This is a genomic window from Enterovibrio paralichthyis (genome assembly GCF_019209835.1).
Taxonomy (GTDB): domain Bacteria; phylum Pseudomonadota; class Gammaproteobacteria; order Enterobacterales; family Vibrionaceae; genus Enterovibrio; species Enterovibrio paralichthyis.
The window spans coordinates 208,650-235,322 of record NZ_JAHUTS010000006.1 but is presented as its reverse complement, the minus strand read 5'-3'; the positions used below and the strand labels follow the sequence as shown (position 1 = coordinate 235,322).

At 52.1% G+C, this 26,673-nt stretch carries 29 protein-coding genes; 16 read left to right on the top strand and 13 right to left on the bottom strand.

Translation table 11 applies throughout. The features are described 5' to 3' along the window. Window positions 1–84: 84 nt before the first annotated feature. Window positions 85–297 (bottom strand): hypothetical protein, encoded by a 213-nt coding sequence (locus tag KU854_RS10090; RefSeq protein WP_218358415.1) that lies wholly within the window; start codon window positions 295–297, stop codon window positions 85–87. Between the two features lie 56 nt (window positions 298–353). On the opposite strand from KU854_RS10090, the gene KU854_RS10085 reads away from it, so the two are divergent. The 13 genes from KU854_RS10085 to KU854_RS10025 all read left to right on the top strand — a co-directional run bounded on the left by KU854_RS10085 (window position 354) and on the right by KU854_RS10025 (window position 11,559). Further along, the gene (locus KU854_RS10085) at window positions 354–734 is read left to right on the top strand and encodes a DUF2541 family protein (protein WP_218358414.1); all 381 of its coding nucleotides are present in this window, start codon (window positions 354–356) and stop codon (window positions 732–734) included. Between the two features lie 215 nt (window positions 735–949). Continuing rightward, window positions 950–1,306: a hypothetical protein gene (locus KU854_RS10080; protein WP_218358413.1), complete on the top strand. Its 357-nt coding sequence runs from the start codon at window positions 950–952 to the stop codon at window positions 1,304–1,306. Between the two features lie 24 nt (window positions 1,307–1,330). Beyond that, window positions 1,331–1,759, top strand: a complete 429-nt coding sequence (locus KU854_RS10075) for a GNAT family N-acetyltransferase (RefSeq protein WP_218358412.1) — start codon at window positions 1,331–1,333, stop codon at window positions 1,757–1,759. 117 nt (window positions 1,760–1,876) lie between these two features. After that, the gene (locus KU854_RS10070) at window positions 1,877–2,122 is read left to right on the top strand and encodes a DUF1272 domain-containing protein (protein ID WP_218358410.1); all 246 of its coding nucleotides are present in this window, start codon (window positions 1,877–1,879) and stop codon (window positions 2,120–2,122) included. Between the two features lie 205 nt (window positions 2,123–2,327). Beyond that, window positions 2,328–2,843 (top strand): transcription termination/antitermination NusG family protein, encoded by a 516-nt coding sequence (locus KU854_RS10065; protein ID WP_218358408.1) that lies wholly within the window; start codon window positions 2,328–2,330, stop codon window positions 2,841–2,843. 155 nt (window positions 2,844–2,998) lie between these two features. After that, window positions 2,999–3,310, top strand: a complete 312-nt coding sequence (locus tag KU854_RS10060) for a cupin domain-containing protein (RefSeq protein ID WP_218358406.1) — start codon at window positions 2,999–3,001, stop codon at window positions 3,308–3,310. 176 nt (window positions 3,311–3,486) lie between these two features. After that, on the top strand, window positions 3,487–3,960 hold the full coding sequence (locus KU854_RS10055) for a 2TM domain-containing protein (RefSeq protein WP_054780165.1): 474 nt from the start codon (window positions 3,487–3,489) through the stop codon (window positions 3,958–3,960). A 170-nt stretch (window positions 3,961–4,130) separates the two neighbouring features. Then, complete coding sequence (locus KU854_RS10050; protein WP_255555507.1) at window positions 4,131–5,195, top strand: LacI family DNA-binding transcriptional regulator; 1,065 nt, start codon at window positions 4,131–4,133, stop codon at window positions 5,193–5,195. A 56-nt stretch (window positions 5,196–5,251) separates the two neighbouring features. After that, the gene (locus KU854_RS10045; RefSeq protein ID WP_218358404.1) at window positions 5,252–6,610 is read left to right on the top strand and encodes an ABC transporter substrate-binding protein; all 1,359 of its coding nucleotides are present in this window, start codon (window positions 5,252–5,254) and stop codon (window positions 6,608–6,610) included. 97 nt (window positions 6,611–6,707) lie between these two features. Continuing rightward, the gene (locus tag KU854_RS10040; protein ID WP_218358402.1) at window positions 6,708–7,970 is read left to right on the top strand and encodes a carbohydrate ABC transporter permease; all 1,263 of its coding nucleotides are present in this window, start codon (window positions 6,708–6,710) and stop codon (window positions 7,968–7,970) included. Next, entirely contained in the window at window positions 7,967–9,226 is a 1,260-nt protein-coding gene (locus KU854_RS10035; protein ID WP_218358400.1) for a carbohydrate ABC transporter permease, read from the top strand. The genes KU854_RS10040 and KU854_RS10035 overlap by 4 nt, the downstream gene beginning before the upstream one ends. Before the next feature lie 24 nt (window positions 9,227–9,250). Then, complete coding sequence (locus KU854_RS10030; protein WP_255555506.1) at window positions 9,251–10,501, top strand: MGH1-like glycoside hydrolase domain-containing protein; 1,251 nt, start codon at window positions 9,251–9,253, stop codon at window positions 10,499–10,501. Between the two features lie 2 nt (window positions 10,502–10,503). Continuing rightward, complete coding sequence (locus KU854_RS10025; protein ID WP_218358398.1) at window positions 10,504–11,559, top strand: ABC transporter ATP-binding protein; 1,056 nt, start codon at window positions 10,504–10,506, stop codon at window positions 11,557–11,559. A 105-nt stretch (window positions 11,560–11,664) separates the two neighbouring features. Here KU854_RS10025 and KU854_RS10020 read toward each other — a convergent pair whose 3' ends face one another. From KU854_RS10020 to KU854_RS09985, 8 genes are all read right to left on the bottom strand, one after another. Continuing rightward, window positions 11,665–12,528, bottom strand: coding sequence for an ABC transporter permease (locus KU854_RS10020; protein ID WP_218358396.1), 864 nt, complete (start codon window positions 12,526–12,528; stop codon window positions 11,665–11,667). Between the two features lie 3 nt (window positions 12,529–12,531). Beyond that, window positions 12,532–13,392, bottom strand: coding sequence for an ABC transporter permease (locus KU854_RS10015; RefSeq protein ID WP_218358394.1), 861 nt, complete (start codon window positions 13,390–13,392; stop codon window positions 12,532–12,534). 12 nt (window positions 13,393–13,404) lie between these two features. Further along, the gene (locus KU854_RS10010) at window positions 13,405–14,508 is read right to left on the bottom strand and encodes an ABC transporter ATP-binding protein (protein ID WP_218358392.1); all 1,104 of its coding nucleotides are present in this window, start codon (window positions 14,506–14,508) and stop codon (window positions 13,405–13,407) included. Window positions 14,509–14,604: 96 nt separating this feature from the next. Further along, a complete protein-coding gene (locus tag KU854_RS10005) occupies window positions 14,605–15,666 on the bottom strand; it encodes an extracellular solute-binding protein (RefSeq protein WP_218358391.1) in 1,062 nt (353 codons plus the stop codon). A gap of 245 nt (window positions 15,667–15,911) precedes the next feature. Beyond that, a complete protein-coding gene (locus KU854_RS10000; RefSeq protein WP_218358390.1) occupies window positions 15,912–17,198 on the bottom strand; it encodes a hemolysin family protein in 1,287 nt (428 codons plus the stop codon). Between the two features lie 148 nt (window positions 17,199–17,346). Beyond that, complete coding sequence (locus tag KU854_RS09995) at window positions 17,347–17,886, bottom strand: nucleotidyltransferase family protein (RefSeq protein WP_218358389.1); 540 nt, start codon at window positions 17,884–17,886, stop codon at window positions 17,347–17,349. Between the two features lie 85 nt (window positions 17,887–17,971). Beyond that, window positions 17,972–19,045, bottom strand: a complete 1,074-nt coding sequence (locus KU854_RS09990; RefSeq protein WP_218358388.1) for an SGNH/GDSL hydrolase family protein — start codon at window positions 19,043–19,045, stop codon at window positions 17,972–17,974. A gap of 296 nt (window positions 19,046–19,341) precedes the next feature. After that, on the bottom strand, window positions 19,342–20,550 hold the full coding sequence (locus KU854_RS09985) for an ammonium transporter (RefSeq protein WP_218358387.1): 1,209 nt from the start codon (window positions 20,548–20,550) through the stop codon (window positions 19,342–19,344). A 492-nt stretch (window positions 20,551–21,042) separates the two neighbouring features. Between KU854_RS09985 and rlmC the strand changes: the two genes are divergently transcribed. Then, the gene (gene rlmC, locus KU854_RS09980; protein WP_218358386.1) at window positions 21,043–22,179 is read left to right on the top strand and encodes a 23S rRNA (uracil(747)-C(5))-methyltransferase RlmC; all 1,137 of its coding nucleotides are present in this window, start codon (window positions 21,043–21,045) and stop codon (window positions 22,177–22,179) included. 68 nt (window positions 22,180–22,247) lie between these two features. On the opposite strand, the gene KU854_RS09975 is transcribed toward rlmC, so the two are convergent. The 4 genes from KU854_RS09975 to KU854_RS09960 are packed head-to-tail and all read right to left on the bottom strand — an operon-like array spanning window position 22,248 to window position 25,203. Continuing rightward, window positions 22,248–22,643: a DUF2750 domain-containing protein gene (locus KU854_RS09975; protein WP_218358385.1), complete on the bottom strand. Its 396-nt coding sequence runs from the start codon at window positions 22,641–22,643 to the stop codon at window positions 22,248–22,250. A 58-nt stretch (window positions 22,644–22,701) separates the two neighbouring features. Continuing rightward, window positions 22,702–23,454, bottom strand: coding sequence for an ABC transporter ATP-binding protein (locus tag KU854_RS09970; protein WP_218358383.1), 753 nt, complete (start codon window positions 23,452–23,454; stop codon window positions 22,702–22,704). Then, on the bottom strand, window positions 23,451–24,194 hold the full coding sequence (locus KU854_RS09965) for an ABC transporter permease (protein WP_218358382.1): 744 nt from the start codon (window positions 24,192–24,194) through the stop codon (window positions 23,451–23,453). The genes KU854_RS09970 and KU854_RS09965 overlap by 4 nt, the downstream gene beginning before the upstream one ends. Window positions 24,195–24,210: 16 nt before the next feature. Further along, window positions 24,211–25,203, bottom strand: coding sequence for an ABC transporter substrate-binding protein (locus KU854_RS09960; RefSeq protein WP_218358380.1), 993 nt, complete (start codon window positions 25,201–25,203; stop codon window positions 24,211–24,213). Window positions 25,204–25,388: 185 nt separating this feature from the next. Here KU854_RS09960 and KU854_RS09955 point away from each other — a divergent pair, with 185 nt between their 5' ends. After that, window positions 25,389–25,706 (top strand): antibiotic biosynthesis monooxygenase family protein, encoded by a 318-nt coding sequence (locus KU854_RS09955; protein WP_218358378.1) that lies wholly within the window; start codon window positions 25,389–25,391, stop codon window positions 25,704–25,706. 19 nt (window positions 25,707–25,725) lie between these two features. Next, window positions 25,726–26,625, top strand: coding sequence for a Gfo/Idh/MocA family protein (locus tag KU854_RS09950; protein ID WP_218358376.1), 900 nt, complete (start codon window positions 25,726–25,728; stop codon window positions 26,623–26,625). Window positions 26,626–26,673 lie beyond the last annotated feature (48 nt).

The window sequence follows — 26,673 nt, the reverse complement described above, 5'->3', positions numbered from 1 at the left end:
ATACAGGTTAGTTGAGGAATAGCGAGGTTTATTTTTAAATAAATGAAAATAAATTTTTACATAGCAAATTGGCAACCTCCCTCCTCACTCCTCTACCATCTGTTCTGTTCTGTTCTGTTCTGTTCTGTTCTGTTCTGTTCTGTTCTGTTCTGTTCTGTTCTGTTCTGTTCTGTTCTGTTCTGTTCTGTTCTCTTCTCTTCTCTCTTCTCTCTTCTCCCAATCGCCCTGTGACTTAACATACTGTCTCAAAACTGGATTGTTGAAACTTTGACAGAAATTTGTCTTTTCTTTTTTCACTGGGCGCTAGACTCCGCAGCGTCTGGCAAGATTGCCAATCTATCGAGATATGAGAAATGAAAGCGAAAACCCTTTTGGCAGCCCTTTGTGTTTCGTTTGGTTTGATGGGTGTGAGCACGGCAGCGCAGGCCGATGGCACCATCACGCTTGGCCGGACTATCGTGTTTGAAAACAACGATTACGGTGCAGAAATCCCGCTACTGGTTTGCCGCCGCGTCAATGCGATTAAGGTGAAAGCAGACCGTGATATGTTCCTGAACAAAATCAAGGTGACATTCAAAAACGGCGATACCAAAACCTTCCGCTTCTACCGCAAGGTGAAGGAAGACGACACCACAGACTGGCGCAAACTTCCTTACAAGCGTTGCGTAAAACACATTGAGGTGTTTGCTGAATCGAAAAACTCTTCAGCCGGTGTGCGTGTACTGGGACGCTAGTAAACCCTCTCTGACATTCCTGAAAACAGCCGCAATCCAGCGGCTGTTTTTTTATGTCCCTCTCCCGGAAGAGGGACATATATCTTGTAGCAAAATATTGTTTCCCAGTGTTTTCGTCGCGTTCCCGACTTCTGATATCATCACTTTTTTCTAAAATGCTGCGCCCAGCCACGCGCGGATGCGGCATTTATCTGTTGTAACGGGGAGTAAACTGCATGGATCAGAAAGGGCTGGAAAAGTACCTGGCGCTTAACCACATCGACTACAAAGCGGCAACCAACGACGATGGCCTGCTGGTGAATCTGGGTTTTCTGGTTGGGCGTGTGCATGTGAAATATGATAACAATGCCAAGGCATTCAGCTTTAACGACAAACCTCGCTGGGTGTCGCAAACCATTTTGTTGGCGCTGATGCTCTATTTCCTGATCTCCAACTTCACCGTCTATTCACCGCTCCAGCTCTACACCTGTATCGGTGTCACCGTCGCCATGTTCGCAATCTTCGGCTACAAAGAGCTGCGTATCGGGAAACTCAAAAAGGCGGTGGCCGAGGAAGCGTCTCCGGCGAAATAACCATTCCGCATTCAGGGAGGAAAGATGCAATATCAGGTGGTATACCAACCCAATGCCCAGGATGTTCTGGATGTCCGCGAAGGATTGCGGCACTTCAATGAGCCATTTGTCAGCCATCTCAAAGAAACCGAGGTAGCAGTCTATGCCTTGGATGAAAAAGGTGAGCGTATTGGCGGTGTCATTTCCCGGCTGTGGGGAAACTGGATGCATGTTCTGTATCTTTGGATTGATCCTGCCTATACCGGAAAGGGCATAGGAAGCGACTTGATGGTGAAAGTAGAGGCCGAAGCGGTGTCATTCGGATGCAAAACCGTGATGGTCGACACTTTCAGTTTCCAAGCTCGCCCTTTTTACGAGAAGCTAGGTTACCAATGCCAAATGACCATTGATGATGTGCCCGGCGATGGCGATGAATTTCACTTCCTGACTAAAAGATTAAACCACCCCGTTTAAACCCATTTTCGGGAATGACACGGCAAAAGCCCGTTGCAAGCTGGCAAGTCCATCCCATGCCATCTACAAACAAGCTATAGGTGCGACATTCCTGCCCGCGCCTCACTGGAGGTGGTGATGCTTGATTTAAGACCCAACTGTGAATGCTGCGACAAAGATCTGCCGCCCAGTGCAGACGATGCCATGATTTGTACCTTCGAATGCACCTTTTGCCGTGATTGTGTGGAAACGGTGCTCAAGGGTGTTTGTCCAAACTGTGGCGGCAACTTTTCCCCACGTCCGATACGTCCGGTAAAGTTGCTGGAAAAATATCCACCGTCAAAAACGCGGGTGTTGAAACACGGTGGATGTGTCGGAGAATAGGGCGCAAATTGCCGCTATCTCGTTGTGATAGCGGCCAAAATAGGGATGGAAACCTTAGCGGGTAAGCCGCTATTGTGCTGTTTTACTTTTCTGACACCTGTTATAGAGCTACTATCTCAGTAACCTTGATAAGTATTGCAGTACGCATTTTTGGCGACGAATTTCAGCCTAAAGCCCTGCCTGGCGATTTAGCGGAGAGACCGACTTGCAACAATACCGTTGGTTTGCAGTTTATACCCACCTGGATGAGGAAATGCTTTTCCTGAGCGCGATGCAAGAGCATGGCGTGGTTGCCTATTTGCCGATGCGCAGGTTTTGGCAGACTGATGGTAAAAAACGCAAAATTGCCTACGAACCTTTGTTCAAATGCCACGTTTTTGTTCGGACCACAACTCAGGGGCTCCAGACGGTGAAGGAAGCGCCGGGCTATTCACACATGGTGCGTCACGGTAAATATTTGGCCGCGATCCCTGAATCCCATATCGTGAAGATCAAAACCATCCTTCATTACTATGAAGATGCCACCTCTTGTCCAAACAACCGCGTCCATGGCGTTCCTGTGGCCGTAGTAAGTGGTAACTTACAAGGCATGGTCGGCTTTCTGGATGATGGTGAAGGGCAACGTCCAATTGCGATGGAAATTGGCCAACTGGGACAATCCGTGATGGTGGAAGTGCCGATGAACACGGTTGTCCGGACGGTGTTACCTACAACCGTCTGAATCGCACTGCGAACTGACTATCAAGAGCAAGCATCCTGGCTTGCTCTTTTTCTCTCTAACGTTTCCTATCCGCAAAAATTTCCAGCCATTGCCACAGTTAATGACGGTATTCAGCGCTATTCTAGCTCTAAGAGACAGCCATGGAGGAAGTCATCATGAGAGTGATTAGAAGCGGCAAGTTCACGGCTGAGGAAGCCTGGGGCGCGATGAATATCGCCAATATGAATGGAATTACCACCAAACTTCACTGGACAGATAAGCCCTACAAGTGGCACATCAATGAAGGGGAAGAAGTGTTTGTCGTGCTAAACGGCATGGTAGAAATGCACTTTAAGGAACAGGGGGCAGAGAAATCTGTGATGCTTCAAGCGGGCGATATTTTTTACGCGTCGGAAGGTACAGAACACGTCGCTGAACCGTTTGGCGAGGCGCGGGTGCTGGTGATTGAAACCGATGGGACTGTCTGAATTTAAAGGCGTGGCGGATCTCTGTCGCAGACCTGTCACCTTAAATTGTTATTACTACATTTGAGTGTAACTTGCTGTTTTAAAATCATTGTCAGGTTCATGTCGGGCAGGTGTCGTTCACTGGCAGGCTTAAAATTGGGTAGTTTTGAAGGGCAAACAACGGAAAGGAAAGCAGGATGATTGTCAGGAAATTACGGTTACAGCGCGGTTGGTCTCAGGAGCAACTTTCTGAAATGAGCGGATTGAGTGTACGCACCATTCAGAGAATTGAACGGGGAGACAATGCGGGTCTGGAATCGCTAAAAGCCCTGGCGTCTGTGTTTGAAATCCAGGTGTCAGACCTTCAAAAATCGCCGGAGCCCGATATGACAGAATATGTAAAAATCCCTACCGAAGAAGAGCGCGCCATTGCGCATGTGAAGAAGATTAAAGGTTTCTACTCCCATGCGATCTGGTATGTGTTGGTAATCAGCGGTTTGTTTATTTTCAATTACGTCTCAGAACCCGGTTATATCTGGGCCTGGTGGCCAGCCATGGGCTGGGGGATCGGTCTGCTTTCCCATGCATTGCGGGTGTTTAAACCGATTAATTTGTTTGGCCCGGATTGGGAACGCAAACAGGTTGAAAAAAGGTTGGGCAGAAAGCTTTAAAACCAATATGTTCTGACAAGGCCGGCACATCGCTGGCCTTTCTTATTTTGTCCACCTGACATTCTCGCACCTTCCTGTCGTCCCCGTGATTTCTCACTATTGATTCATCTATCATTTGCCGAAACCGGTTTCGTTAAATAGTTTTTAAAGAAATTGGATGAAACGGGCTAATGATGGCTGTCAAACAGCGCTTGCCGATGGCAGGACGCGCGCTCAGGGAAAAGCGCCCCACAATCAACGAACTTTCCAAAGCGCTGGGGCTCACCAAAGGCACGGTTTCCCGTGCACTCAATGATTATCCCGATATTTCTCCCGCCACCAAGCAGCGGGTTCGCGACAAAGCGAAGGAAATGGGATACCGCGCGCTCAGCTACGCGCAGGCGGTGAAAACCGGGCAGGTTTGCGCCATTGGTTTAGTGCTGAACCTTGGCAGCGATAACGCCCACCGACCGTTTCTCAGTAATTTCATTGATGGCATCAGCCGCGCGGTCAGCCGCAGGAACTGGACACTCACCGTTGCCACTGCCGACGGCGAAAAAGATGAACTGCTGACACTGAAGCGTTTGATTGAAGAGCACAAGGTTGACGGTTTTATCCTACCGCGCAGCAAAGCGCACGACCCACGTGTTGCGTTGCTGAAAGAAGAAGGCGTTCCGTTTGTGATTTTTGGCCGCACCCAGGATGTGGACGGCGTGAGCTACTTCGATGTTCGTGGTGAAGCAGCCATGCGCGATGCAGTGCTGCTGCTGGCCAAATCCGGTCACACACGCATTGGCTTTATTAATGGCGGTACGGAATACAACTACAGCTACCTGCGCGAAACCGGTTTCCGGCAGGGCATGGAGCGGGCTGGTCTGCCACTGGATGAAAGCCTGATGCTTTCCGGTGGCTACACCAAAGCAGCGGGGCATCGGCTGGGGGCGCAGTTATTGGATAAAGAGACACCGCCGACTGCCATTGTCTGCGCGTTGGATATTGCAGCCCTTGGGGTATACCGCGCAGCAGAAGAGAAAGGGTTAAGTGTGGGCAAAAACCTGGCCGTGATTGGATATGACGGCCTGCCGGAAAGCGGGTTTTCCCAACCGGCGTTGACCACATTTTCGGTTGATATGCGTTATTCAGGTGAGCAACTGGCGACCTTGCTGTTGCGGCAAATCAATGGTGAGAAGCCAGAGGATTTGCGAAAACTGGTGAATGCCCAGCTGATTAAGCGTATGTCTCATCAGAGTAAGTGAGCGAGTACTGACTTTAAGTACATGACGTATTTAACGCGCACCAAAAGGAGAAAACCATGAACAATTTGCAACTCGGCAAGCGTCGTTGGTTAGCTGGACTTGTCGTCACCGCATTGTTTGGCGCTTCATCCGTTTACGCCGATACCATCCGCTTCTGGACCACGGAAGAGCAGCCAGAGCGATTGGAACGCCAACAGGAAATGGCCAAGGATTTTGAAAAACTGACCGGCACTGCGGTGGAGGTGATCCCCGTAACGGAAAGTGACCTCGGCACCCGCGCAACCGCTGCATTCTCAGCCGGCGATCTGCCGGATGTGATTTACCACACCCTGCAATATTCCCTGCCTTGGGCAGAAGCCGGCATTCTTGACCCGGATGCCGCCACAGAAGTGGTGGAAGAGCTGGGCGTTGATACCTTCGCACCCGGTGCGTTGAACATGGCAAGAACGGAAGACGGCTATGCCGCTGTGCCAGTGGATGGCTGGACACAGATGATTGTGTACAGAAAAGACCTGTTCGATGCCAATAACCTTGCTGCGCCTGATTCCTATGAAGACGTGCTCGCCGCGATCAAAAAGCTGCATAATCCTCCAAACATGTTCGGTTTTGTTGCTGCCACCAAGGTGGACGAGAACTTCATGAGTCAGGTTTTGGAGCATGTTTTCCTTGCTAACGGTGTTTCCCCGGTCAACAAAGACGGCATTCAGCCACTGGATAAGAAAAAGACCACAGAAGTGCTCGAATTCTATAAAGCGATTGCCGATGCATCGCCAGACGGCGAGCTTTACTGGAAACAGTCTCGCGAACTCTATTTTGGCGGCAAAGCGGCAATGATCATCTGGTCACCATTCATCCTTGATGAGCTGGCCGGCCTGCGTGACAGCGCACCGCCGACAATCAATGACGACCCAACCAGCCGTGAACTGGCATCGAAAACCGGTATCGTGACCCGCTTTTCTGGCCCATCCAATCCGGAAGGCGCGGCGTGGGGTGACCTTCGCTACTTCGGTATTACCACAGATGCAGATATCGACAACGCCATGGCGTTTGTCCGTTATTCCATGAGTGACGGCTACACCAACACCCTGGCTATTGCGCCGGAAGGCAAGTTTCCTACCCGCCGCGGCGATGAGGAAAACCCAAATAAATACACTGAAGCCTGGTCGAAACTGCCGGTGGGTGTAGACAGGAAAGCGCCGCTGTCTGATCTGTATAGCCCAGAGATGGTGGAGGAAATTGTCGGTGGTCTGGATAACGCCCAGCGTTGGGGTGTGGAGGAAGGCCAACTGGCATTGGCTTCCAAAGTGGTGAACAGCCAGGTCATCAACCGTCTGGTTCGTGAATACATCGATGGGGTGCGCGATGCCTCTGCCACGGTGGATGCAATGAACAAGGCGCTGGCAGACATTCAGTAGTAAGGACAGGGTCAGGCTATCTGATTCAGGTGGCCTGACCTAAAACGGGCGCGATATCAAGCGCACCCGATGGAAAGCTATTGCTCAGGGATACAGAATGATTACGCCAATTAACACTGTAAAACCCAAGCCTCCCACCGGTGTCGGGCCTTTGCAAAAGCGCGAAACCCGGCTGGCGTGGGGCCTTCTGGCACCGACCCTGATTTCGGTAGCGTTGGTGGTATTGCTGCCTTTGCTGTCGATATTCTGGATCAGCGTTAAACCGATCCAGCTTGCGGATCTTCGGCCGGTAGAGCCCAATGTTTATGAGCGCTTTCGCGGCAAAGCCAGCGAAGTGGGCGATGAAATAACCATTGAATACCGCCTGACCAACCGCTCGAAGGAAAAGGTGATTGAAAGCGTCACCCTGTTTGATGTTGTGCCGCAAGGGCTGGCTGTGCAGAGTGTGCCGGAAAACTGCACCCTTAATGGCCAGGAGATTTTCTGCGAACTGGGTGACTGGGAGCCGGGCTATAAGTCCCGCCTGCAAATCCCGGTGGTGGTTGGGCAGCCATACCTTGATAGCCAGGAAAGCCTGCGTGACTACCCGGCAGAAATGACGGGCATCAGCAGTTCCGATCTGTTCAACGCCAATTTCACACTGGATAACTTCAGCCGGGTATTTGACAGCGACGAGTTTGTCGAAGTGCTGTGGGTCACCATTTTCTACACGGTTTTCGGCACCATTGGTGCGTTGGTGGTGGGCATGATGGCAGCGCTCTTGCTCAACAAAAGTTTCAAAGGGCAGGGCTTTATCCGTGGCCTCCTGCTGTTTCCGTATGTTGCGCCGGTTATTGCCGTGGCCTTTACCTGGGTAACCCTTTTTGACCCCTTTTCCGGTTCGGCCAATGCCTTGCTTATCCAAATGGGGGCCATCGACGCGCCGATTAACTTTTTCGGTGAAAAGCCACTGGCACTGATCAGCGTGACCGTGTTTGAGATCTGGCGTTATTTCCCGCTTTCGTTCCTGTTTATTCTGGCGCGCATGCAGTCGATTGATGCCGACATGTATGAAGCGGCAAGAATGGATGGGGCGTCGCCATTCCAGCAGTTCTGGTATCTCTCGATTCCCCAGTTGCTGGGTATCCTGTCGGTGCTCTTCCTGCTGCGCTTTATCTGGACCTTCAACAAATTCGACGACATTTTCCTGCTCACCGGTGGTAACGCAGGCACCCGAACCCTGACCGTGAACGTGTATGAGCAGGCTTTCGCCCTGTCAAACATCGGTGCAGGTGCCGCGGTTGCTGTGGTGGTGTTCCTCTGTCTGTTGCTGTTCTCGTTCTTTTTCTTCCGCTATGTCAGCCGTGAGGAGGGCTTATGACAACCAACACTGCGCGCGAGACTGCGCAAAACCGCTGGTTCCGTCAGTCCGACCTTGTCTGCGGATTGATTGGTGCAGCGTGGGGCGTCAGCGCTTCAGTGACTGTCACTGTTGCCCTTGCCTTGATGACAGGCGCTGCAGTGGCACCGGTGATCTGGGTGGCGGTGGTCACTGGCATCGTTGCCGGAATTTATATCCTGCGCATGCAATCACGCCTGGAAGGCATTGCGTTGGTGGTCAGTGGCACTACGGTTTACCTGTTGCTTTATTTGGCTCTAACGGGACTTGAACCTTTCTCGCTGCCGCTTGAACAGCACACCTTGTCGCAAAGTGCCGCGTTTGTGTTTGCCGCGTTATTCACCGTGTGGCCGCTGTCGCGCATGCTGGTGGAAGCGCCAATGGGCTGGATGGACAGGCACGAATTTGAAGATGCCCTTATCCATTTCTTCTATTGGTTTGGCTATCTGTTTTTCATCATCATTGTGGCGGTACCGTTTTATGTGATGGTGATGACCAGCCTGAAAAGCCAGCAGGCATTGCTCGCCAATCCGCTTGACTTCAGTATTGATTTCGACAAAGGGTTTGGCCTGTTCCGCTCTTATGTCGAACTGTTCGAGCAGTTTAATTTCGGCAGCTACCTGCTGACTTCGTTTTCGGTATCCGTGGCGACGGTATTTATCACCCTGTTATTCAGCGTGCCCGGTGCTTATGCGGTAGCCCGCCTGCGCTTTCGCGGTCAGGCGGCGATGTCCCGCTCAATATTGCTGATTTACATGGTGCCCATGATTGTACTGGCGCTGCCCATCTATATCGGGTTCAGCATGCTGGGGCTGCGGAACTCCCTGTTCGGCATCCTGATGATTTATCCGGTCACCACCATTCCTGTCGCGCTCTATATGCTGCAGGGGTACTTCCGTGGCTTACCGGCGGAAATCGAAGAAGCGGGGCTGATGGATGGACTCTCAAGGTTGAAGGTGATTTGGAAAATCACCCTGCCGCTGAGCCTGCCCGCCATGGCGTCGGTATCACTTTACGTCTTTATGATCGCGTGGAACGAGTTTCTGCTCGCCTTCATGCTGCTGGATGACCCGTCCAAATTCACCCTCACCCGAGGGGTTGCCATGCTTAATAGTTCTGAAATTCCCCGCCAGCATTTAATGGCCGGGGCGGTGATTGCGACCGTGCCTATCATGCTGATTTTCCTTGGGCTTGAGCGGTTTATGGTGAAAGGGCTCACTGCGGGTTCAGTGAAATAATGCGCGAATACAGTGTGAGAAACGATGATGGAAGCGTTAGACAAACAAGCAATTGAGATACTCAAAGACAACGATCGCGGCAGCTATACCGTTCCGACCGCGGGTTTGTATCCATACCAATGGAATTGGGACAGTGCTTTCGCTGCGCTGGGTTTCGCCACCTTTGATGTGCCAAGGGCATGGCGGGAAATTGAATCCCTGTTTTCCGCCCAGTGGGACAATGGCATGGTGCCACACATTGTGTTCCACCAACCGGACGACGGCTATTTCCCAGGCCCTGATGTGTGGCAGGGGAAAGGGCCGATTGCCTCATCCGGGATCAGCCAGCCGCCGCTGGTGGCAAGCTTTGCGCGCAAGATTCACCAGCGCGACCCTGAACTTGGTATGGAAAAGCTTAAGACCCTGTTTCCTGCCCTGGTGAACTGGCACCGCTGGTACATGGATTGCCGCGCCGAAAGTGGCGTGGTAGCGAGCAGTCATCCTTGGGAAAGTGGCCGGGACAATGCGCCGGACTGGGATGAAGCATCAGAGGCGATCGACATTTCCAATGTCGGTGAATACAAGCGCCGCGATACCTCCCATGTTGATGCCTCGATGCGTCCCACCAAGCTGGATTACGATCGCTACCTGGCGCTGCTTTACTTTGGCCGCGACTGTGGCTGGAACGAAACAGAAATCGCCGACAACAGCCCGTTCCGTGTCGGCGACCCGACCCTGCATTTTACCCTGTTGCGCGGCCATCGCGATTTGGCGGAAATTGGCCGGATGCTGGGGGAGGATGTCAGTGAAATTGAAGGCTGGATTGCCACGCTGGAGGCTGCGTGCCAGAAGCTCTGGAACCCCGAGATGTCGGCGTTTGACAGTGTAAATCTGCGCAACGGCAAGTTTGCAAACAGCCTGTCGAACGCTTCATTCCTTTGCTGGTATGCAGGCATTGAAAGCCCGGAGATGGTGGAACATCTCGAACGCTATCTTGCCAACGGACACTATCTGGTGCCGAGTTACGATCCCTCGGGCGACAAGTACGACGCCAAACGCTACTGGCGCGGGCCAGTATGGGCAATCATGAATGCGATGATCGGCTGGGGGCTGGAAGAGCAGGGGCATGTGACACTGGCGCGTGCGGTTCGCCAGCAAACCGCTGGGCTTATCGCCAACTATGGCTTTGCCGAGTACTTCAACCCGGATGACGGCACACCGGCCGGTGGCGGGCATTTTACCTGGACCGCAGCGGTATGGCTGAGCTGGTCATTGTCGGATTTAGCAGGAGGCTGAAGATGGGCGCAATACAACTGAACCGTGTTGAAAAATGGTACGGCGAGACGCAGGTGATCAAAGGTATCGACCTTTCTGTGGAAGAAGGCGAACTTGTCATTTTTGTTGGCCCCTCAGGCTGTGGGAAATCGACCCTGCTGCGCATGATTGCCGGGCTTGAGGAAACAAGCCGCGGGCAAATACTGATTGATGGTGTCGACATGACCGACCAGCCGCCGGCGAAACGTGGCTTGACCATGGTATTTCAAAGCTACGCTCTGTATCCGCACATGACAGTGCGCGAGAACATGGGTTTTAGCCTGAAAACCCAAGGACGCCCTCAGGCGGAAATCGACGAAAAAGTGAATTACGCTGCGCAGGTGCTCAAGCTTGATGCCTACCTTGACCGTCGTCCGCGCAATCTCTCCGGTGGTCAGCGCCAGCGGGTGGCGATTGGACGTTCTATCGTGCGTGATCCTACTGCCTTTTTGTTTGATGAGCCCTTGTCCAACCTTGATGCCGCGCTGCGTGTCGAGATGCGCTACGAAATCGCCAAACTGCACCAGTCACTGAAATCCACCATGATTTACGTCACCCATGATCAGGTGGAAGCCATGACGCTGGCGGATAAAATCGTGGTGTTGCAAGGCGGTATCATCGAACAGATTGGCAGCCCGAAAACCTTGTATGACCATCCTGCCAACCTTTTTGTGGCGCAGTTTATCGGCAGCCCGAAAATGAACATCCTTCCCTGTGTCACCGAAGGCGGTGAATACAGTTTGGAGGGCGGCTCTGGTGGTGGGTATCCCTATCAGGGTGAGGCAACACAGTTGGGCGTGCGTCCTGAAGCGATGGATCTGGTTTCACCGGAAGAAGGAAACTGTCAGGGCATTGTTGATGTGACGGAATACCTGGGTGCGGATATCTATGTGGTTGTGGACTGCGGCGAACTGGGCCGTGTAACTGTCCGCACCGATGGGGAAAGCACGGTGAAAGCAGGCGACAAAGTGGGTCTTCGCTTTCACACCAACAAGCTTCACTTTTTCGATGCGGACGGCCTGTCGGTCGCGTCGGCGTAGTAAACAGGGTCAACAGACCCTCAACACATTCTCCAGAATTAGCGGCTTTACCTTCCAGTAACCGCTATTGCGCCCGGCATTTTCTCCTTTGAATGCCGGGTTTTTTTATTCCACCTGCGATGATTTGGATGAAAACCAGATACTTGCCATCGCAAGCAGGCCGGAAGCCATCATCAACAGCAGGGACACCGCATTGATCACCGGCGTCGAACCTTCGCGAAGGCGGTCAAACATGGCGATGGTCAACGGCGCATCAGAGCCGACCAACATCAGGGTGGTGTTGAAGTTCTCAAACGACATCAAAAACGCAATGATAGCCGCGCCAATCAGTGCCGGGCGCAAAAACGGCAGGGTGATGGTAAATACGGCTTCCGCTTTTGTGGCACCAAGGTTAAGCGCGGCTTCCTCTAGGCTGATGTCGAATTTGCGCAGGCGCGCAGCAATCACCAAGGTGCAGATGGTGGTGATAAACGCAAACTGGCCAAGCACAACCAACACCAGCCCCGGCCGCATCCATTCGATATCCCAGCCTATGGTGTCTTCAATGCCATTGGCGATGGTGCTGCTCATCAGCAAAATCGATACGCCGAGGATGACGCCGGGAATGACCAGTGGCAGCAAAAGCAGCACATAGCAAAAGCCTTTGAAGCGGAAATCAAACCGTTCAAACAAAAACGCATTGGTGGTCGCCAGCACCAGTGAGGCGATGGTAACGGCAATTGCCACCACGAGGCTCACGCCAATCCCGCTGGTCAGTTCACGGTCGTTAAACACGCCGAGTTGTGGCTCGGTATCGCCGGTAAACCAGGCCAGCGTGAAACCATTCCATGGCAGTGACGGAAACAGACTGTCGTTAAAGGCAAACACCGCCACCACGGCGAGTGGGAGCATCAGAAACAGGAAAAACAGCGCAATGTAGCCTTGGTAAATGCGCGACAGGGTGCGGTTGGTCGGTAATGACGGAATCATAAGTCACCCCATAGTTTTAACGAATGACTGGCGGGTAAGCTTGAGGCCGCCCCACACCATCAACGACGACAACGCGAGCAGCAAAATGCCGAATGCTGAACCCTGTTCCCAGTTAAAGCGGGTAATGAACTGGGTGAAGATTTGCTCGGTGAACCAGAGGCTGTCTTTACCGCCAAGCAGGGTTGGCGTGAGGTAGTTACCGAGCGTGAGCATAAACACGACGATGCAACCGGCGACAATCCCGCTCATGGCATGGGGGATCACCACTTCGCGCAGCACGTCCCAGCTGCTGCCGCCTAAATCGTACGCCGCTTCAATCAGGCTGTTGTCGAGGCTGTCGAGCGTTGTGACCAGTGGCACTACCATAAACAGCATGGAGGTGTAGACAAGCCCGATCATGATGGTGGCATCGTTGTAGAGCATTTCTACGGGTTGATCGGCAAGGCCAAGGTATTGCAGCAAACTGCTGACAAGCCCGGACTCACGCAGCAGGATCATCCAGCCATAGGAGCGCACCAGTTCGCTGACCCAGAATGGCAGCAGGCAGGCAACGAACAGCAGGCTTTTGGTTTTCCCCTGACACACTTTGGCGATGTAAAACGCCACTGGAAAGGCGATCAGCAGGGTGAGCACAGTTGCCAGCAGCGACATAATCGCTGTGCGGGCGAAGGTGCGCCAGTAAAGGGGCTCGGTGAAAAAGGTGGCGTAGTTTTCAAGGCTCAACACCGTATCCCCACCCACAATGCGGTCGTGGATAGAGATATTGAACATCTGCACATGGGGCAAAATGATCAGCAATACCAGCCAGAGCAGAAAGGGCGTGAGGAGCAGGTAGAGTGCCAGACGGTTGCCGCGTTCAATCATCACAGCCTCCCGTTATGCCTTGGGCAAACAGTGGGATACCGCTGCCTGCCAGTGAATAAATAACTGGTCGCCGGGACGGATACGGCGAAAGTTTTCGGTTTGCGGCAACTGTACTGAGAAGGTGGTCTGTTGCTGTGGGTTTTCCACCACCAACTGGCTGCGCGAACCGTCGAACAGGATCTCTTTCACCGCCACATCCACGCCGTTTTCGGCCTGCTGCGGTTTTTGGTCAGGGAAGGCAATCGCAATCGCTTCCGGGCGGACAAACACATCCACGCTTTCGCCTACCGTCATTGGGTGACTGGCACTTGCCATCATGCGCTCGCCCGATTTTCCGGTGATCACCACGGTTTGGCCGTTCACTTCAGACACCTTGCCACTGCGGTGATTGTTTTCGCCCACGAACTGGGCGACAAAGGCGGTGGCAGGGGAGTAATACAAATCTTGCGGTGTGCCGAGCTGTTCAAAGCGGCCACGGTTCATCACAGCAACTTGATCAGACATCACCAGCGCTTCCGACTGGTCGTGGGTGATGTAAACGAAGGTGGTGCCGAATTCCTGCTGCAGGTGTTTCAGCTCCACTTTCATCTGCTCGCGCAGTTTCAAATCCAGCGCGCCCAACGGTTCATCCAGAAGGAGAACGTCCGGGTTTAATACCAGACAGCGGGCGATGGCGATGCGTTGTTTCTGACCGCCGGAAAGTTGGGAAATTTGTTTTGGGCCACTGCCGGAAAGACCGACCCGCGCCAGCACTTCATCCACCTTCGAGTCAATTTCATGCTTGGGCGTTTTGCGGCGGCGAAGGCCATAGCCGATGTTTTCAGCCACTGTCATGGTCGGGAACAGTGCAAGGTGCTGGAATACCATGTTGACCGGGCGGCGGTTGGGGGCAATGTCGTTGACCCGTGAGCCTTTGATAAAAATGTCACCGGAAGTGGGCTGCTCGAACCCGGCTAACATGCGCAGCAGGGTGGTTTTGCCACAGCCTGAAGGGCCAAGGATGGAGAAAAAGCTGCCTTTGGGGACAGTCACGTCCACCTTGTCAACGGCGGTGAAAGTGGAAAATGATTTACTCAGCGCCCGGCATTCCAGATCCGGGATGGGGTTTTCTGCCATGAATACTACGCCCAGTGTTTTTGAAGGAAAAAGTGCCTGTCTAAAAAGAGACAACGGCCTGATTCAACACAGGCCGTTGAGTGTTGCTGGTGGTGATCAGTTCGCGGCTTTGACGCGATCCAGTACCAGTCCTTCCATTTCTTCAAGACCGGCAGGCACCGTTGGGTACCACTTGATGTTGTCGATAGCCGCTTGCGGGAAACTGGTTTGGAACTGGGTTTTCGCTGTGTCGTTCACAAAGTTGTCCGCACCTTTTGACGCGGTAAAGTTACCGGCCGATTCGGTGATCTTGGCAGCAATTTCAGGCTGGTTTACAAAGTTTATCCATTGGTAAGCAGCGTCTACCGCCTTGGATTTCTTTGGAATGGCGAAGGTATCAATCCAGCCCAGTGCGCCGGAAGTCGGTGCCACAAAGTTGATATCCGGGTTGTCTCGGTTCACTTTCCAGCCACCCGCATCCCATGCCATTGCGCCAACCACTTCGCCGGAGCGAACCAAGTTCAGAAGCTCATCGCCGCCTGACCAGTAGGCTTTCACGTTTGGCTTACACTCGATAAGTTTTGCCTGCACCTTGTCGAGAATTTCCTGGTACTTGGCGGGGTCGTTGTAGGCTGCAAAGGGGTCTTCACCCATGGCAAAAGCAAAACCAATCAAGGTTGGACGCTTGAGGCGGTAAGACACTTTGCCTTTGTACGCTGCGTCACAGAGATCGGTGTAGTCTTTGATGCCAGCGGCGGTTTTGGTGTCTACCACCAGTCCACTGGTTCCCCAGATGTGCGGCACACCGTAGACATCGCCGTTGAGTGCGGTGTTCTTTTTGGTGGCTTCCAGCATAGAAGGGATCAGCAGGCTGGTGTCGATTTTGCTCAGGTCGATCGGCTGGTAGATATCAAAATCACGCTGGGCGCCGGAAATCCTGTCCTGACTTGGCTGAACCAGGTCAAAACCTGCACCACGGGTTGCGCGCAGTTTGGAGATCATGTCCTCGTTGTTGGACTTGGTGACCTTCACCTCGATACCGGTTTCATCCTCGAACTGATCAATCACTTCTTGTGGCGCATAGCCACCCCATGTCAGCAGGCGGAGTGTTTCTGCATTGGCAGTTTGAGCCAGCAGAAGGGTGCTGGCAGCTATGACGGAGAGTTTCACGCTGTTCATCTTATTTCCCTTTTGTCCTGTTTCCATTTTTCTGTGAAGTCACTTAAGTGAACGTTTTGGGTATCCACCGGTGTCACCCAACGAGGTGCGATGGACATTCGTACCGAAGGAACGGTACGAATGATTTGTTATAAATTTATTACACAGAAATAAACTTGACGTGACACAAAGTTCGGAAAATGACGTACTTATCCTTCTGATTCTTAAGCAACGTGATGGATATCTTCTTTCCCATCCCTGAGAAATCACACGTCGACGGGCTCTTCCGGCGTGACTTTCACTTTGTCGATGCGGTGGTGTTGAACCCGCTGGATTTCAAATTGCCAGCCTTGGTGGTTAAGCACTTCTCCCTCTCCGGGAACCCGTTCAGCCAGCCAACATAGCATGCCGTTCAGGGTCTGGAAGCCTTCCTGTTCTTCCCCTTCCAGTGCGGAAATACCAAGGCGGCTTTTGAACTCATTCATCGGGATCAGGGCATCCATTTCCCAACCACCTTCCGGCAGGGCTTTGGCCCATAAATCCTGTGGTGACAGTGACAGCTCTCCCGCAATCGCTTCGAGTAAATCGTAATGGGTCACCAACCCCTGGATATCGCCATATTCATCGACAATAAAAGCCATTTCAGCGCCGCTGCGCTGCATGTAGTCAATCAAGGTCAGCCCTTTCATCGACTCGGGTACATAAACCGGCTGCTTGAGCAGTTTAACCACGGTGGTGATGGACAGATCGTTGGCGTGGTTGAGCAGCAGCTTGGATGAAACGGTGCCGATAACGTGTTCCAGATTGCCGCGACAAACCGGGAACACACTGTGCTTGGTGCTGCGGATGCGGTTGATGACCTGCTCAATTGGCTGGGTGATGTCGAGTGAATGGATATCGCGGCGCGGGGTCATCAGCGAGCTAACCAAGCGGTCATTGAGATGGAAAATATTGCCAATCATGGTCTGCTCGCGGGGTTCAATCACGCCAGATTGAGAACCTTCACTCAGCATGGCCTGAATATCGTCTTCGGTGATCGCATCTTCGTTCTGATCTTCCACTCTGAGCAGCTTCAACAAGGTTTGGGTTGAGAAGCTGAGCGCGAAGACAAAGGGCTTGGTCAACAGGGAGACGATTTGGATTGGGCGTGCGACTTGCACGGCAATGGATTCTGCGTGGGACTGGGCGATGCGTTTGGGCACCAATTCACCGACCACGATCGCAAAATAGGTAATGCCCACAACCACACACGCGGTGGAGAAGTAATCGGCGACTTTGACGTGCATACCGATGGAAACAAGGAATTCGGCAAAGGGTTTGGACAGGGTTGATTCACCCACGATACCGCTTAAAAGGCCAATAACCGTGATGCCGATTTGAATGGTAGAAAGGAAGGTGGTTGGGTTCTCTTTAAGAGAAAGCGCGATGAGTGCACCTTTATGGGTTTCAGCCAGTTTTTTTAACCGGCTGGTTTTGGCAGCCACCAGTGCAATTTCAGACATCGCGAAAAGGCCATTGATAACGATAAGGCCGACGAGCAGTAAAACTTCCATAGCATCCTGAATATATTTGAGAATCCGCTTTAGCTTATGTCGCAAAGATGATCAGGAATGTGACCTGTAGGTCAAAAAGTAAACGCGGCACAGGGGCGGAGGCAGCGTCTAGCACCTAAGGATTCACAACGTGGATGACTCGTTTCGGTTACATATCCTGAAGCTGCAGTTTAGGCCAGAGTGTGAGCCACTGCTTGGATTCGATACGGTGATGGAAAAGGGCGATATCGCGTTTGGGGTTAGGGGTGATGTTGAGCGCCAAAAGGGAGCCAAACCCAAAAGCAGAGACACATTCCAGCGCGTTATCTGGCACCAAACGGACAGCGACTGCGGTTTCCTTTTCCGGCCAGTAACTCATGGCATCAACTACATCTGTGTAAGGTGCATCGCCGTTACGAAGATGCATCTTAGCCTGATTCCTCACTTGCCAGTTCAGTGAGGGCATGCTTTCCGTCAGCACTCTTTCATACGCAAAGCAGTTATTCGCGTCGGCTTCATCCGGATCAAAATAGATCACATCCACATCATTGAGCGGCGTCGGGGTGGTTTTCTGGTGCAGGTGATCCCATACCAAATTACGCACAAACCCGGCGGCGAGATACCCCTGAGGTAAGTTGAGGGCTTGCAGGCATTTCAATGCTTGCTGACGGACGGGGTCTTTTTCAATCAGGGTTTCGATGAGCTTCATGGCGGGATTATTGATGACGTGTTGTGGGGATTCTAGCGAAAAAATGCCCACCGACACAGAGGCATTGCGTCGGTGGGCTAAGGGGTTAAAGCAGTTTGTTGCTAGTTATAAAACCGGCCAGCTTGCTGGCGATATCGGCGTGTTCACTGGCCGTGGGGTGCCAGATACAACCTTCAAGGGGTGAAGAAAAGGTGTGACGGTATATTCCTTGCTGCCCGTTTTCATTGAGCAGGGTGATGGCTTCATCTGTTGCGGGAATGATGTAGTCATAGGGATACGCCGGACGCGGCATCAAAACGATATTCACCGCGTTGTAGCGTGAACGCAGATCGGTGACAAATTCAACCATGCGCTGTGTCCAGGCGGATTTCACTTCGTCGATATTCGCCCAGGGTTCATGGGGTTGGGGATCGGTACTGAAATCGTTGGTACCCACTTCCACCACAATCAGATCCGGATAGGTATCTTCAAAATCGGCATTTAAACCGTAAATGGCACCGGCTTTATCGGCATAGTAGGTCAGGTTGTGATGGGGCTGGTTGCCGTTCCAGTTGCGGATAAGGCCTAAACCTGAAAACGAAATTTGGGTGATGCTGGCACCCAGGGCATCGCCGGTACGGTGCGGGAAGGCGAGACGGGCGTTCGACGAAGCATAGACCTCTTCCCAGCTACACTCGCGTTTTTCAGATTCACTGCCAAAGCCTGCGCTGATAGAGTCTCCGATAAACAGGATATGCGGTTCGGATTGCCAGATCCCCTGCAAGGTGCCGTCGTGTTCAAAGGAAACAACCTTGGTCATGGACTCGTAGTTTTCTGTCCGTTTAACCACTTCAATGGTGACGTCCTGTTCGCTGTTGCTGTCGAACACAGTCACTGTTTGCGGCTGGCTACCCACGTTGGTGACGATTTTATGGGAGAGTTTGCCATTCACGACCACATCAAAGTGGTCGCCGTTGGCGATGAGATTCATCGAGAGTTTCGAGCCGATAAAGCGGGTTTTGATGGTGGTGCCGGGCCAGTTGTAGGCAACCGTGCCCTCTCCGTAGTCTTTCACCGTGCGACCTTCATACACCACGGCATGGCTGGTAGCAGGAAGGGTTTGGGCAGCGGCGCTGCCGGCGAGTAGCATCATGGTGGCGCATCCGAGTTGTTTAAACATGTTCATCCTTTCAATGTGGTTTTAACATTTTTCTGATGCTTTTCTATGGATGGACCGCACACTACCCAACGCATACTGCCTGAAAAGGTGTTCTCTATTTAAAAACCTAATTTATTGAAAGGGAAAGGGTTAAAGCTCATTCACTGCAGATGGATGTTTCAAAATATGTCGGAGAAAACGCCCGGGTTCGCTGATAGGTCAGTCAACTTACACTGTGCTATGAATCGCCTCCCAAGATATCCCAAAAAGAAAAGAGCCCCGAAAGGCTCTTATCAAAGCAAAGTGTTTCAGCGCGATCAGTCTTCTGATGTTGCGCCGATTTTGTGGATAGCCAGATCAGCGCCATTGTATTCGTCTTCTTCGCTAAGACGGATGCCGGACACTTTGTCCACCACAGTGTAAACAACCCAGCCCCCGACAAAGGCAACGACCACACCGGCAACCGTTCCGATGATCTGGGAGATGAAGCTGACGCCGCCCAAGCCACCCAGCGCTTCAGAGCCGAAGATACCTGCAGCAATGCCACCCCAGACACCACAAATACCGTGCAGCGGCCAGACACCCAGTACATCATCAATGTGGAAGCGGTTTTGAATCTGGGTAAACAGCCAGACGAACAATACGCCCGCCACACCACCGGTGATCAACGCACCAATCGGGTGCATCAAGTCTGAGCCTGCGCACACAGCCACCAAGCCTGCCAGTGGACCATTATGCAGGAAGCCGGGGTCATTCTTACCGGCGATAAGTGAAGTGACAATGCCGCCGACCATTGCCATCAAGGTATTTACTGCTACCAGGCCGCTGATGCCATCCATGGTTTGCGCAGACATGACGTTAAAACCAAACCAACCGACGGTCAGGATCCACGCACCCAGCGCAAGGAAGGGGATATTGGAGGGTGCGAAGGCAATCAGTTTCCCGCCGCGGTAACGGCCTTTACGTACACCGAGGATCATAATGGCGGCGAGGGCAATCCATCCGCCCACAGCGTGAACCACAACGGAGCCTGCGAAGTCATGGAAAGGGGCGCCAAAGGTTTCGTTTAGCCAATCCTGGAATCCGTAGTTGCTGTTCCAGATAAGCCCCTCAAAGAAGGGGTAAACAAAAGCGACAATGGTAGCGGCAGCAATCAGCATGGGGGTGAACTTGGCACGCTCGGCCACACCGCCGGAAATGATGGCAGGAATCGCGGCTGCAAAGGTCATCAGGAAGAAGAATTTGACCAGTTCATAGCCGTTGCCTTGCGCCAACTCATCTGCGCTGCCGAAAAAGGTCACATCGTAGGCCACCCAATAGCCGATAAAGAAATAGGCAATGGCTGAGAAGCCAAAGTCAGACATGATTTTTGCCAGTGCATTGACCTGATTACGATGGCGAACTGTGCCAACCTCCAAAAAGGCAAAACCGGCGTGCATGGCCAGCACCATGATGGCGCCAATCAAGATAAAAAGTGTGTTTGCGCTTTCGGACAGCGTTTGAATCGCGCTACTGATATTGTCCACTGTTGTTATTCCTCTACGTCCATGAGATTGCAATTTCTGGTGGTGTGTTAAGCATAATTCGTGCCTGTCTGCGCAGAAGCGGTGCAGCATGGCGCAATGTGGGTGCGGCGCGCTTTTAACGTACTGTTAAATAACGTGATGTAATTGCACTGAAATGGTAGTTGAATTGTTGTTTTTCCAGCGGCGAGTTTTCTGTTTGCTTCTTTGTAGTGCGACTTTGCCAGCAAGATGCACTGATGTGGTGCGAAGTGATTGCGGTAAATGGCGATTAATGAAACGAAGTCGCGTTGCGATATCCCGAGTCAACCACTGCCTATATCTCGACAGCTAAAACCGCCATAACAGCGCTGAAAATGGCGCGTTTTCCTCGCCTGATCTGGGGGAGCAAGTTATGATACGCGTCACAAAGTTATTCTATGGTACCGGGCTGCCTTAATCGGGTGATTTTCACCGCGGATTTCGGGTTGTCCTTTCTTTCGGCGGTAGAGCTCTATGCATTGCAAATTCTTCGATCAGCACAAATGTCGTTCCTGTGAACTGATGGGCGTTCCTTACGCTCAGCAGGTTACAGACAAAGATAATGCGCTGAAATCCCTGTTTGAAAGCCGTCTGCCTGAGCAGTGGTTATCACCGGTATTGAGCGAAGAAACCGCCTGTCGCAACAAAGCCAAAATGGTGGTGCTTGGCGCGGCGCATCAGCCGGTTCTCGGTGCGGATGTCAAACAGGGTGCCAGCAATGAACTGGTCAGCCTGACCCATTGCCCTCTGTACACCGAAGACATGCAGGCACTGCTTGATTACCTTCAGGATTGGATCCGTACGTCCGGTATTCCGCCGTATAACAAGTTAAAGAAAAAGGGCGAGCTGAAGTTTATTCTTCTTACCCGCGCCGCGCATTCGGGCGAGTTTATGCTGCGCTTTGTCATGCGAAGCCTCGATGCGATGCCGCGTGTTGAAGCTAATCTGGCAAGATTGAGAGAAGCCTTCCCGAAAGTGCGTGTGGTATCGGTTAACCTGCAACCGGTACACATGGCAAGGCTGGAAGGAGATGAAGAAATCTTCCTGACGGAAGAGCAGCATCTGGTTGAAAGGTTTAACGATGTGCCGCTGGTGGTGCGTCCGAAAAGTTTCTTCCAGACTAACCCTGATGTGGCGGAAAAACTCTATGCGACGGCCCGCGAATGGGTAAAAGAGATCGCACCGAAGCGCATGTGGGATTTGTTCTGTGGCGTGGGCGGTTTTGCGCTGCATTGCGCATCAGTGACCGACGCGGTCACCGGCATTGAGATTGAACCGGAAGCCATTGCCAGTGCCAAACGCTCTGCGGCAGAAATGGGTATCAAGAACCTGGATTTCGATGCATTGGATTCAGCCAAGTTCTCCCAAATGCAGCAAACAGCCCCTGAACTGGTGCTGGTCAACCCACCACGCCGCGGATTGGGCAAAGCGCTGGTGGCGCAATTGGCGGAGTTGGCTCCCCAACATATCATCTATTCCAGCTGCAATCCGGACACCCTGAAAGCAGACATCGATGGTTTGCCGGAATATGCGGTTAAACGCCTGCAGTGGTTTGATATGTTCCCCCACACTCAGCATGCAGAAGTGATGGTGCTGTTGGAGAAACAATAAAAAAACGGGCGAAATGCCCGTTATTACGTTTTCCGCTCTACTTCAAAGCGGGTGCAGCGCCGCAACGCTTAGCGTTTTTGCTTTTTCGCCTGGTTGGTCAGGTCGAAATCAAACTCGTCCGGGAACAGTACCACGCCTTCCAGATCGGTGTTAGGAAACGCCACGATCGACAGTTCATCGTCCAGCAGACCGTTGGTCCAGCGGCTGTGCCATTTGTTCAGGCCAATCGCTTCTGGTTTGCAATGTTCCCACTCGCCGGTTGCCCACTCTTGCGCGAACTCTTCATTCGGCCATACAGGAACACAATCCTCGTCTTCGGTGTTGAGCATTACACAGCCGTGCTCGTCAGTCAGGATCCAGATTTCACGGTTCTCGACGACTTCTTTCACCAGATATTTGTAACGCTGGTCAAGGTCAAGTTTCAGGATTTCGTCGATGCGTTCCTGTGTCAGGGTCTTTGCCATTATGAATTCCACCGGGCAATAAGAAAGGAGAAGCAGTATACCCCAATCTGCAAAAAAGTTACGTAGTCTTGCTGGTTTCGCCGCTCAGTAAGTTGGGGTGTTTCACGAGCAGCGCTGAGGCTATTTCATCGATGGACTCTCTGCCATCGTTGCTGCTTATAAGGCGCTCCGGTGGTTGAATAACTGTCAGGGTGTGCACCACAGAAGTTGGCGAGCGGCTGAGAAACCAGATTTCATCTGCCAGCGAAATTGCTTCGCGCAGGTCATGGGTAACAAACACCATGGTGGATTGTTGCTGTCGCCATTGAGCCAGTAGCAGTTGCCTGAGTTGATCCGCGGTAGGGGCATCGAGCGAGGTAAATGGCTCGTCGAGCAACAGCAAATCGGGCTGATACACAAATGCCCGTGCAATGCTGACCCTGCGCTGCATCCCACCTGAAAGGGCTGCGGGGTAGGTGTTCTGCTTATCCAATATACCCATGGCATCGAGCAGATCAGTGATGGCAGGGTTACCTTTGCCGCCGATCAGTTCGAGGTTTTCACGTGTCGTCAGCCAGGGCATCAGTCTTGGCGTCTGGAAAATATAGCCAATACGTGGCCGGTTTTCGCTTTCATCATCAGAAAAGCGGATCTCACGGTGTCTGGCTGTTTCCAACCCGGCGATCATGTTCAGCAAGGTTGATTTCCCGCATCCCGAGGGGCCAATAATCGCGGTAATTTTGCCGGCTTTGATTTTGCCGTGCAGTTCGCTGATCACTGGCTCGCCGTTTGGGTAGCGTTTGCTTTCAATATTGAGTTTGATGGATATCATGCCCGCCCCCTGGAAACGATATTGTCCAATGGGCGGAAGATCAGTGCTTCGAGCACAAAGATGACGGCGACGAATGCAAAGGTGTACGCCAAGATCCCGGCGATATCAAAAAACTGAAACAAGGTGTGCAGCTTGAAGCCAACGCCATTGCTGCGCCCTAGAAGCTCTACCACCAATACAATTTTCCAAATCAATGACAATCCGGTTCGCGCTGACGCCATGATGTAAGGGTATAACTGGGGTAGGAAGACCTTAAAAAAGCGTTTGGAAGGAGGAAGGCGGAAGACTTTGGCGACATCGAGCAAATCGTTATCCACCACGCGCGCACCTTCCCGGATCATGGCAACAACAGTGGGGATTTTGTTGAGTGCGACGGCGGTAACGGCGGCAGCTTCAACCAGCCCGATACTGAGATAACAAAGCAAAATAGTGACCAACGCCGGGATGTTCAGCGCCAGAATCAGGAGCGGATCAGACAATTCATTGAGCTTTGGGAAACGTCCCATCATGATGCCGAAAATTACCCCAAGCACCATGGAGATAACAAAGCTCAGGAAGACGCGCCAGAGCGTTATAGCCAGGTGATAAACCATCTGCTCCTGAGTCAGTTCAAAAACAAATGCCTGATATACCTGCACCGGGGTGGGATAATCGCTGCTGGCGATCAGCACTGCTGACCATTGCCAAAGCACCAGAAGTGCAACGGGTAAAATCAGGCGTTTGTAATTTGGCAGACTCACGCGCTGGCTGATCCTTCTATTGCGGCATCCAGAAGGTGCCATCACTCAGCGTGGAAGATTTCCCCACCAGTTTTGGTCCGCCTTCTTTGGCGAGAATATCGAATATCTGGGTCGCAGCGTTGAGCTGCTCTGCGCCAAATGTACCTGAAAAGCCGCTGCGGTAGGCGCTTCTCAATGCTTCAAACACAGCATCATTTTCGGCTTTGGTCAGTGGACGGATAATGTCCCACTCCTCATCCGAGGTTTGTAATATTTGCCGTGCTTGGTCAGACGTATTCAAAAATGCAGAGACCAACTTAGGATTTTCCTCCGCCCACTTTTCATCAAATACCCAACCCAGCATAGGAACCTGCGCGTCGATCCCAAGACCAGAGACAATCTCATCGAGACTGATCACCGGTTTAAACCCAGCTGCTTTGAGTCGCGCACCGTAGTGCCAGAAGTTAATGCCGACAGGCAGCTTTTGCTGCATCATCAATTTGTTTAATAGAGGCGGTGCGACAAACTGCTGCTCGGTGATCGCGCTGATGTCCCTGTTTTCTGTGGCCTTACAATAGGCTTGGTACATCAACCAGGTTTTATCGACCGAGCCCCCGGCTATCCCCAGTTCTGCGCCGTCTAAGTCGCAGGGAGAGGACATCTCTATCTCCGCTGCCGCAAACAAACCGCCCGCGGTCGCTGAGGTGGGGGAGAGGGTATAGGTTTTTCCGGCTGCGCGCTGACGGCTTACCCATACCCAGTCAGAGAAGATGACATCTACCGCCCCGCCCTGGAGCGCAACGGATGAAGCGTTTTTGGCGGCCAATGGAATCACTTCCAGATCAAAGCCGTTTTTCTCATCCAGCTTGTAGCGCTTGATGACGTCCATTTCCCAATTGATGGTGCCAAATTTGAGGACACCCACTTTCACCACTGGCAGGTCGGCTGCGGCGGAGAAAAAGGAAACCAAACATAATGCGATGACGGCGAGCACGCTGCGCGTCGCCCGGGTGATAGCCTTACTGTCCATGATTGCTTAACCTCTTGACTGCACTGATATAAAACTATGCGCTCAAAAGGTTGGCCGCAATGCTACTTTGTGACGAAAAAACAGTTTATCTCCATAGCAAAGACGTTTGCTTAAAGATGTGAATACCGCGTTTAGTGGTATGCTGGGCGTTATTGCGCCACCGCAAAATGGCTAAGGAGCGCCCCATGTCTGAGATAGCTCAAACCCCTAATCCTCCCTACTACGCAGTCATTTTCACTAATATCCGAACCGATATCGAAGAAGGCTATGGCGAAATGGCTGAACGAATGGTTGAAATGGCAAAACAGCAACCTGGCTTTCTTGGCGTAGAGTCTGCCCGGGATGGTCTGGGTATCACGGTTTCGTATTGGACGGATCTCGACGCGATTAAGCTTTGGAAAGACAATGTTGAACATGTAGAAGCCCAACGGCTTGGTCATAAAAAATGGTACGCCACTTTTACGACCCGCATTGCCAAGGTTGAGCGTGACTACAGTCTCTAGTCTTTGAGGGAATTCGAATATGAAAATCGCGGTAATTGGGCTTGGCGATATTGCTACTAAAGCTTACCTGCCTTTGTTGTCACGGATGGCAGGACTTGAACTGGTGCTTTGCACCCGCAACCCGGAAAAACTCGCCAAGGTTGCAGAAGAATACCGTATAGCGCAAACCTGTTGTGACTATCGTGAACTGGTAGACATGAACCTTGATGGCGTGATGATCCATACCGGCAGCGAAACACATGCTGCCATTGCCTCGTATTTCCTGGAGCGCGGAATACCGGTGTTTGTCGATAAACCCGCCACCTTGAGTCTTGCCGACTACCAAAAGCTTCATGACTTGTCGGAGCAACATTCTGTACCACTGTTTGTGGGTTTTAACCGCCGTTATATCCCCCTTTGGCGAGACTTGATTAAGCGTGAAGACTTGCTCACGCTTTCCTGGCACAAGCACCGCTTCAATCTTCCCGGAGATCCGCAGGATTATGTGTTTGACGACATGATCCACGTGATTGATTCATTGAACGTTCAAGGAAAGTTAGATCAGCAGGATGTTCAGATTTCAGTGCAACGCCAGGGCGGTAAGATCTCGATGATCAATCTGAGCTGGGAAGAAGATGGCCGGCTATACAACGGACAAATGAACCGTCTGTTTGGTAAAACGTGTGAATCCGTTTCCATGAGCTTTGAAAATGAAGCGTGCCATTTCAATGGCTTTCTGCGGGGCGAGAAATTTGAGCACGGCAAGACGGAAGTTATCGAACTCGCTGACTGGACAGATACCCTCGCCAGTAAAGGCTTCAAAGACATGCTGGAAGATTGGGTGAATACGTTGAAAACTGGCTGGATGGATGAGCAAGTGAAACAGCGTAACCTGTCGACCCATGCTTTCTGTGACAGTTTGGTAAAAGCAATCCGTTAATTGGTGCCGTTAAGTATCAACACAGACAAAGCCCATTGAACACAATGG

What these genes read in the sequence shown, in the direction of transcription:
- KU854_RS10085 (WP_218358414.1), top strand. Translation starts at nt 354, where the DNA reads ATGAAAGCGAAAACCCTTTTGGCAGCCCTTTGTGTTTCGTTTGGTTTG.
- KU854_RS09995 (WP_218358389.1), bottom strand. Translation starts at nt 17,886, where the DNA reads ATGAAGCTCATCGAAACCCTGATTGAAAAAGACCCCGTCCGTCAGCAA.
- KU854_RS09950 (WP_218358376.1), top strand. Translation starts at nt 25,726, where the DNA reads ATGAAAATCGCGGTAATTGGGCTTGGCGATATTGCTACTAAAGCTTAC.
- KU854_RS10020 (WP_218358396.1), bottom strand. Translation starts at nt 12,528, where the DNA reads ATGATTCCGTCATTACCGACCAACCGCACCCTGTCGCGCATTTACCAA.
- KU854_RS10070 (WP_218358410.1), top strand. Translation starts at nt 1,877, where the DNA reads ATGCTTGATTTAAGACCCAACTGTGAATGCTGCGACAAAGATCTGCCG.
- KU854_RS10030 (WP_255555506.1), top strand. Translation starts at nt 9,251, where the DNA reads ATGATGGAAGCGTTAGACAAACAAGCAATTGAGATACTCAAAGACAAC.
- KU854_RS10015 (WP_218358394.1), bottom strand. Translation starts at nt 13,392, where the DNA reads ATGATTGAACGCGGCAACCGTCTGGCACTCTACCTGCTCCTCACGCCC.
- KU854_RS10005 (WP_218358391.1), bottom strand. Translation starts at nt 15,666, where the DNA reads ATGAACAGCGTGAAACTCTCCGTCATAGCTGCCAGCACCCTTCTGCTG.
- KU854_RS10010 (WP_218358392.1), bottom strand. Translation starts at nt 14,508, where the DNA reads ATGGCAGAAAACCCCATCCCGGATCTGGAATGCCGGGCGCTGAGTAAA.
- KU854_RS10080 (WP_218358413.1), top strand. Translation starts at nt 950, where the DNA reads ATGGATCAGAAAGGGCTGGAAAAGTACCTGGCGCTTAACCACATCGAC.
- KU854_RS09960 (WP_218358380.1), bottom strand. Translation starts at nt 25,203, where the DNA reads ATGGACAGTAAGGCTATCACCCGGGCGACGCGCAGCGTGCTCGCCGTC.
- KU854_RS09970 (WP_218358383.1), bottom strand. Translation starts at nt 23,454, where the DNA reads ATGATATCCATCAAACTCAATATTGAAAGCAAACGCTACCCAAACGGC.
- KU854_RS10025 (WP_218358398.1), top strand. Translation starts at nt 10,504, where the DNA reads ATGGGCGCAATACAACTGAACCGTGTTGAAAAATGGTACGGCGAGACG.
- KU854_RS10040 (WP_218358402.1), top strand. Translation starts at nt 6,708, where the DNA reads ATGATTACGCCAATTAACACTGTAAAACCCAAGCCTCCCACCGGTGTC.
- KU854_RS09975 (WP_218358385.1), bottom strand. Translation starts at nt 22,643, where the DNA reads ATGGCAAAGACCCTGACACAGGAACGCATCGACGAAATCCTGAAACTT.
- KU854_RS09990 (WP_218358388.1), bottom strand. Translation starts at nt 19,045, where the DNA reads ATGTTTAAACAACTCGGATGCGCCACCATGATGCTACTCGCCGGCAGC.
- KU854_RS10035 (WP_218358400.1), top strand. Translation starts at nt 7,967, where the DNA reads ATGACAACCAACACTGCGCGCGAGACTGCGCAAAACCGCTGGTTCCGT.
- KU854_RS10060 (WP_218358406.1), top strand. Translation starts at nt 2,999, where the DNA reads ATGAGAGTGATTAGAAGCGGCAAGTTCACGGCTGAGGAAGCCTGGGGC.
- KU854_RS10075 (WP_218358412.1), top strand. Translation starts at nt 1,331, where the DNA reads ATGCAATATCAGGTGGTATACCAACCCAATGCCCAGGATGTTCTGGAT.
- rlmC (WP_218358386.1), top strand. Translation starts at nt 21,043, where the DNA reads ATGCATTGCAAATTCTTCGATCAGCACAAATGTCGTTCCTGTGAACTG.
- KU854_RS10000 (WP_218358390.1), bottom strand. Translation starts at nt 17,198, where the DNA reads ATGGAAGTTTTACTGCTCGTCGGCCTTATCGTTATCAATGGCCTTTTC.
- KU854_RS10055 (WP_054780165.1), top strand. Translation starts at nt 3,487, where the DNA reads ATGATTGTCAGGAAATTACGGTTACAGCGCGGTTGGTCTCAGGAGCAA.
- KU854_RS10045 (WP_218358404.1), top strand. Translation starts at nt 5,252, where the DNA reads ATGAACAATTTGCAACTCGGCAAGCGTCGTTGGTTAGCTGGACTTGTC.
- KU854_RS09955 (WP_218358378.1), top strand. Translation starts at nt 25,389, where the DNA reads ATGTCTGAGATAGCTCAAACCCCTAATCCTCCCTACTACGCAGTCATT.
- KU854_RS10050 (WP_255555507.1), top strand. Translation starts at nt 4,131, where the DNA reads ATGATGGCTGTCAAACAGCGCTTGCCGATGGCAGGACGCGCGCTCAGG.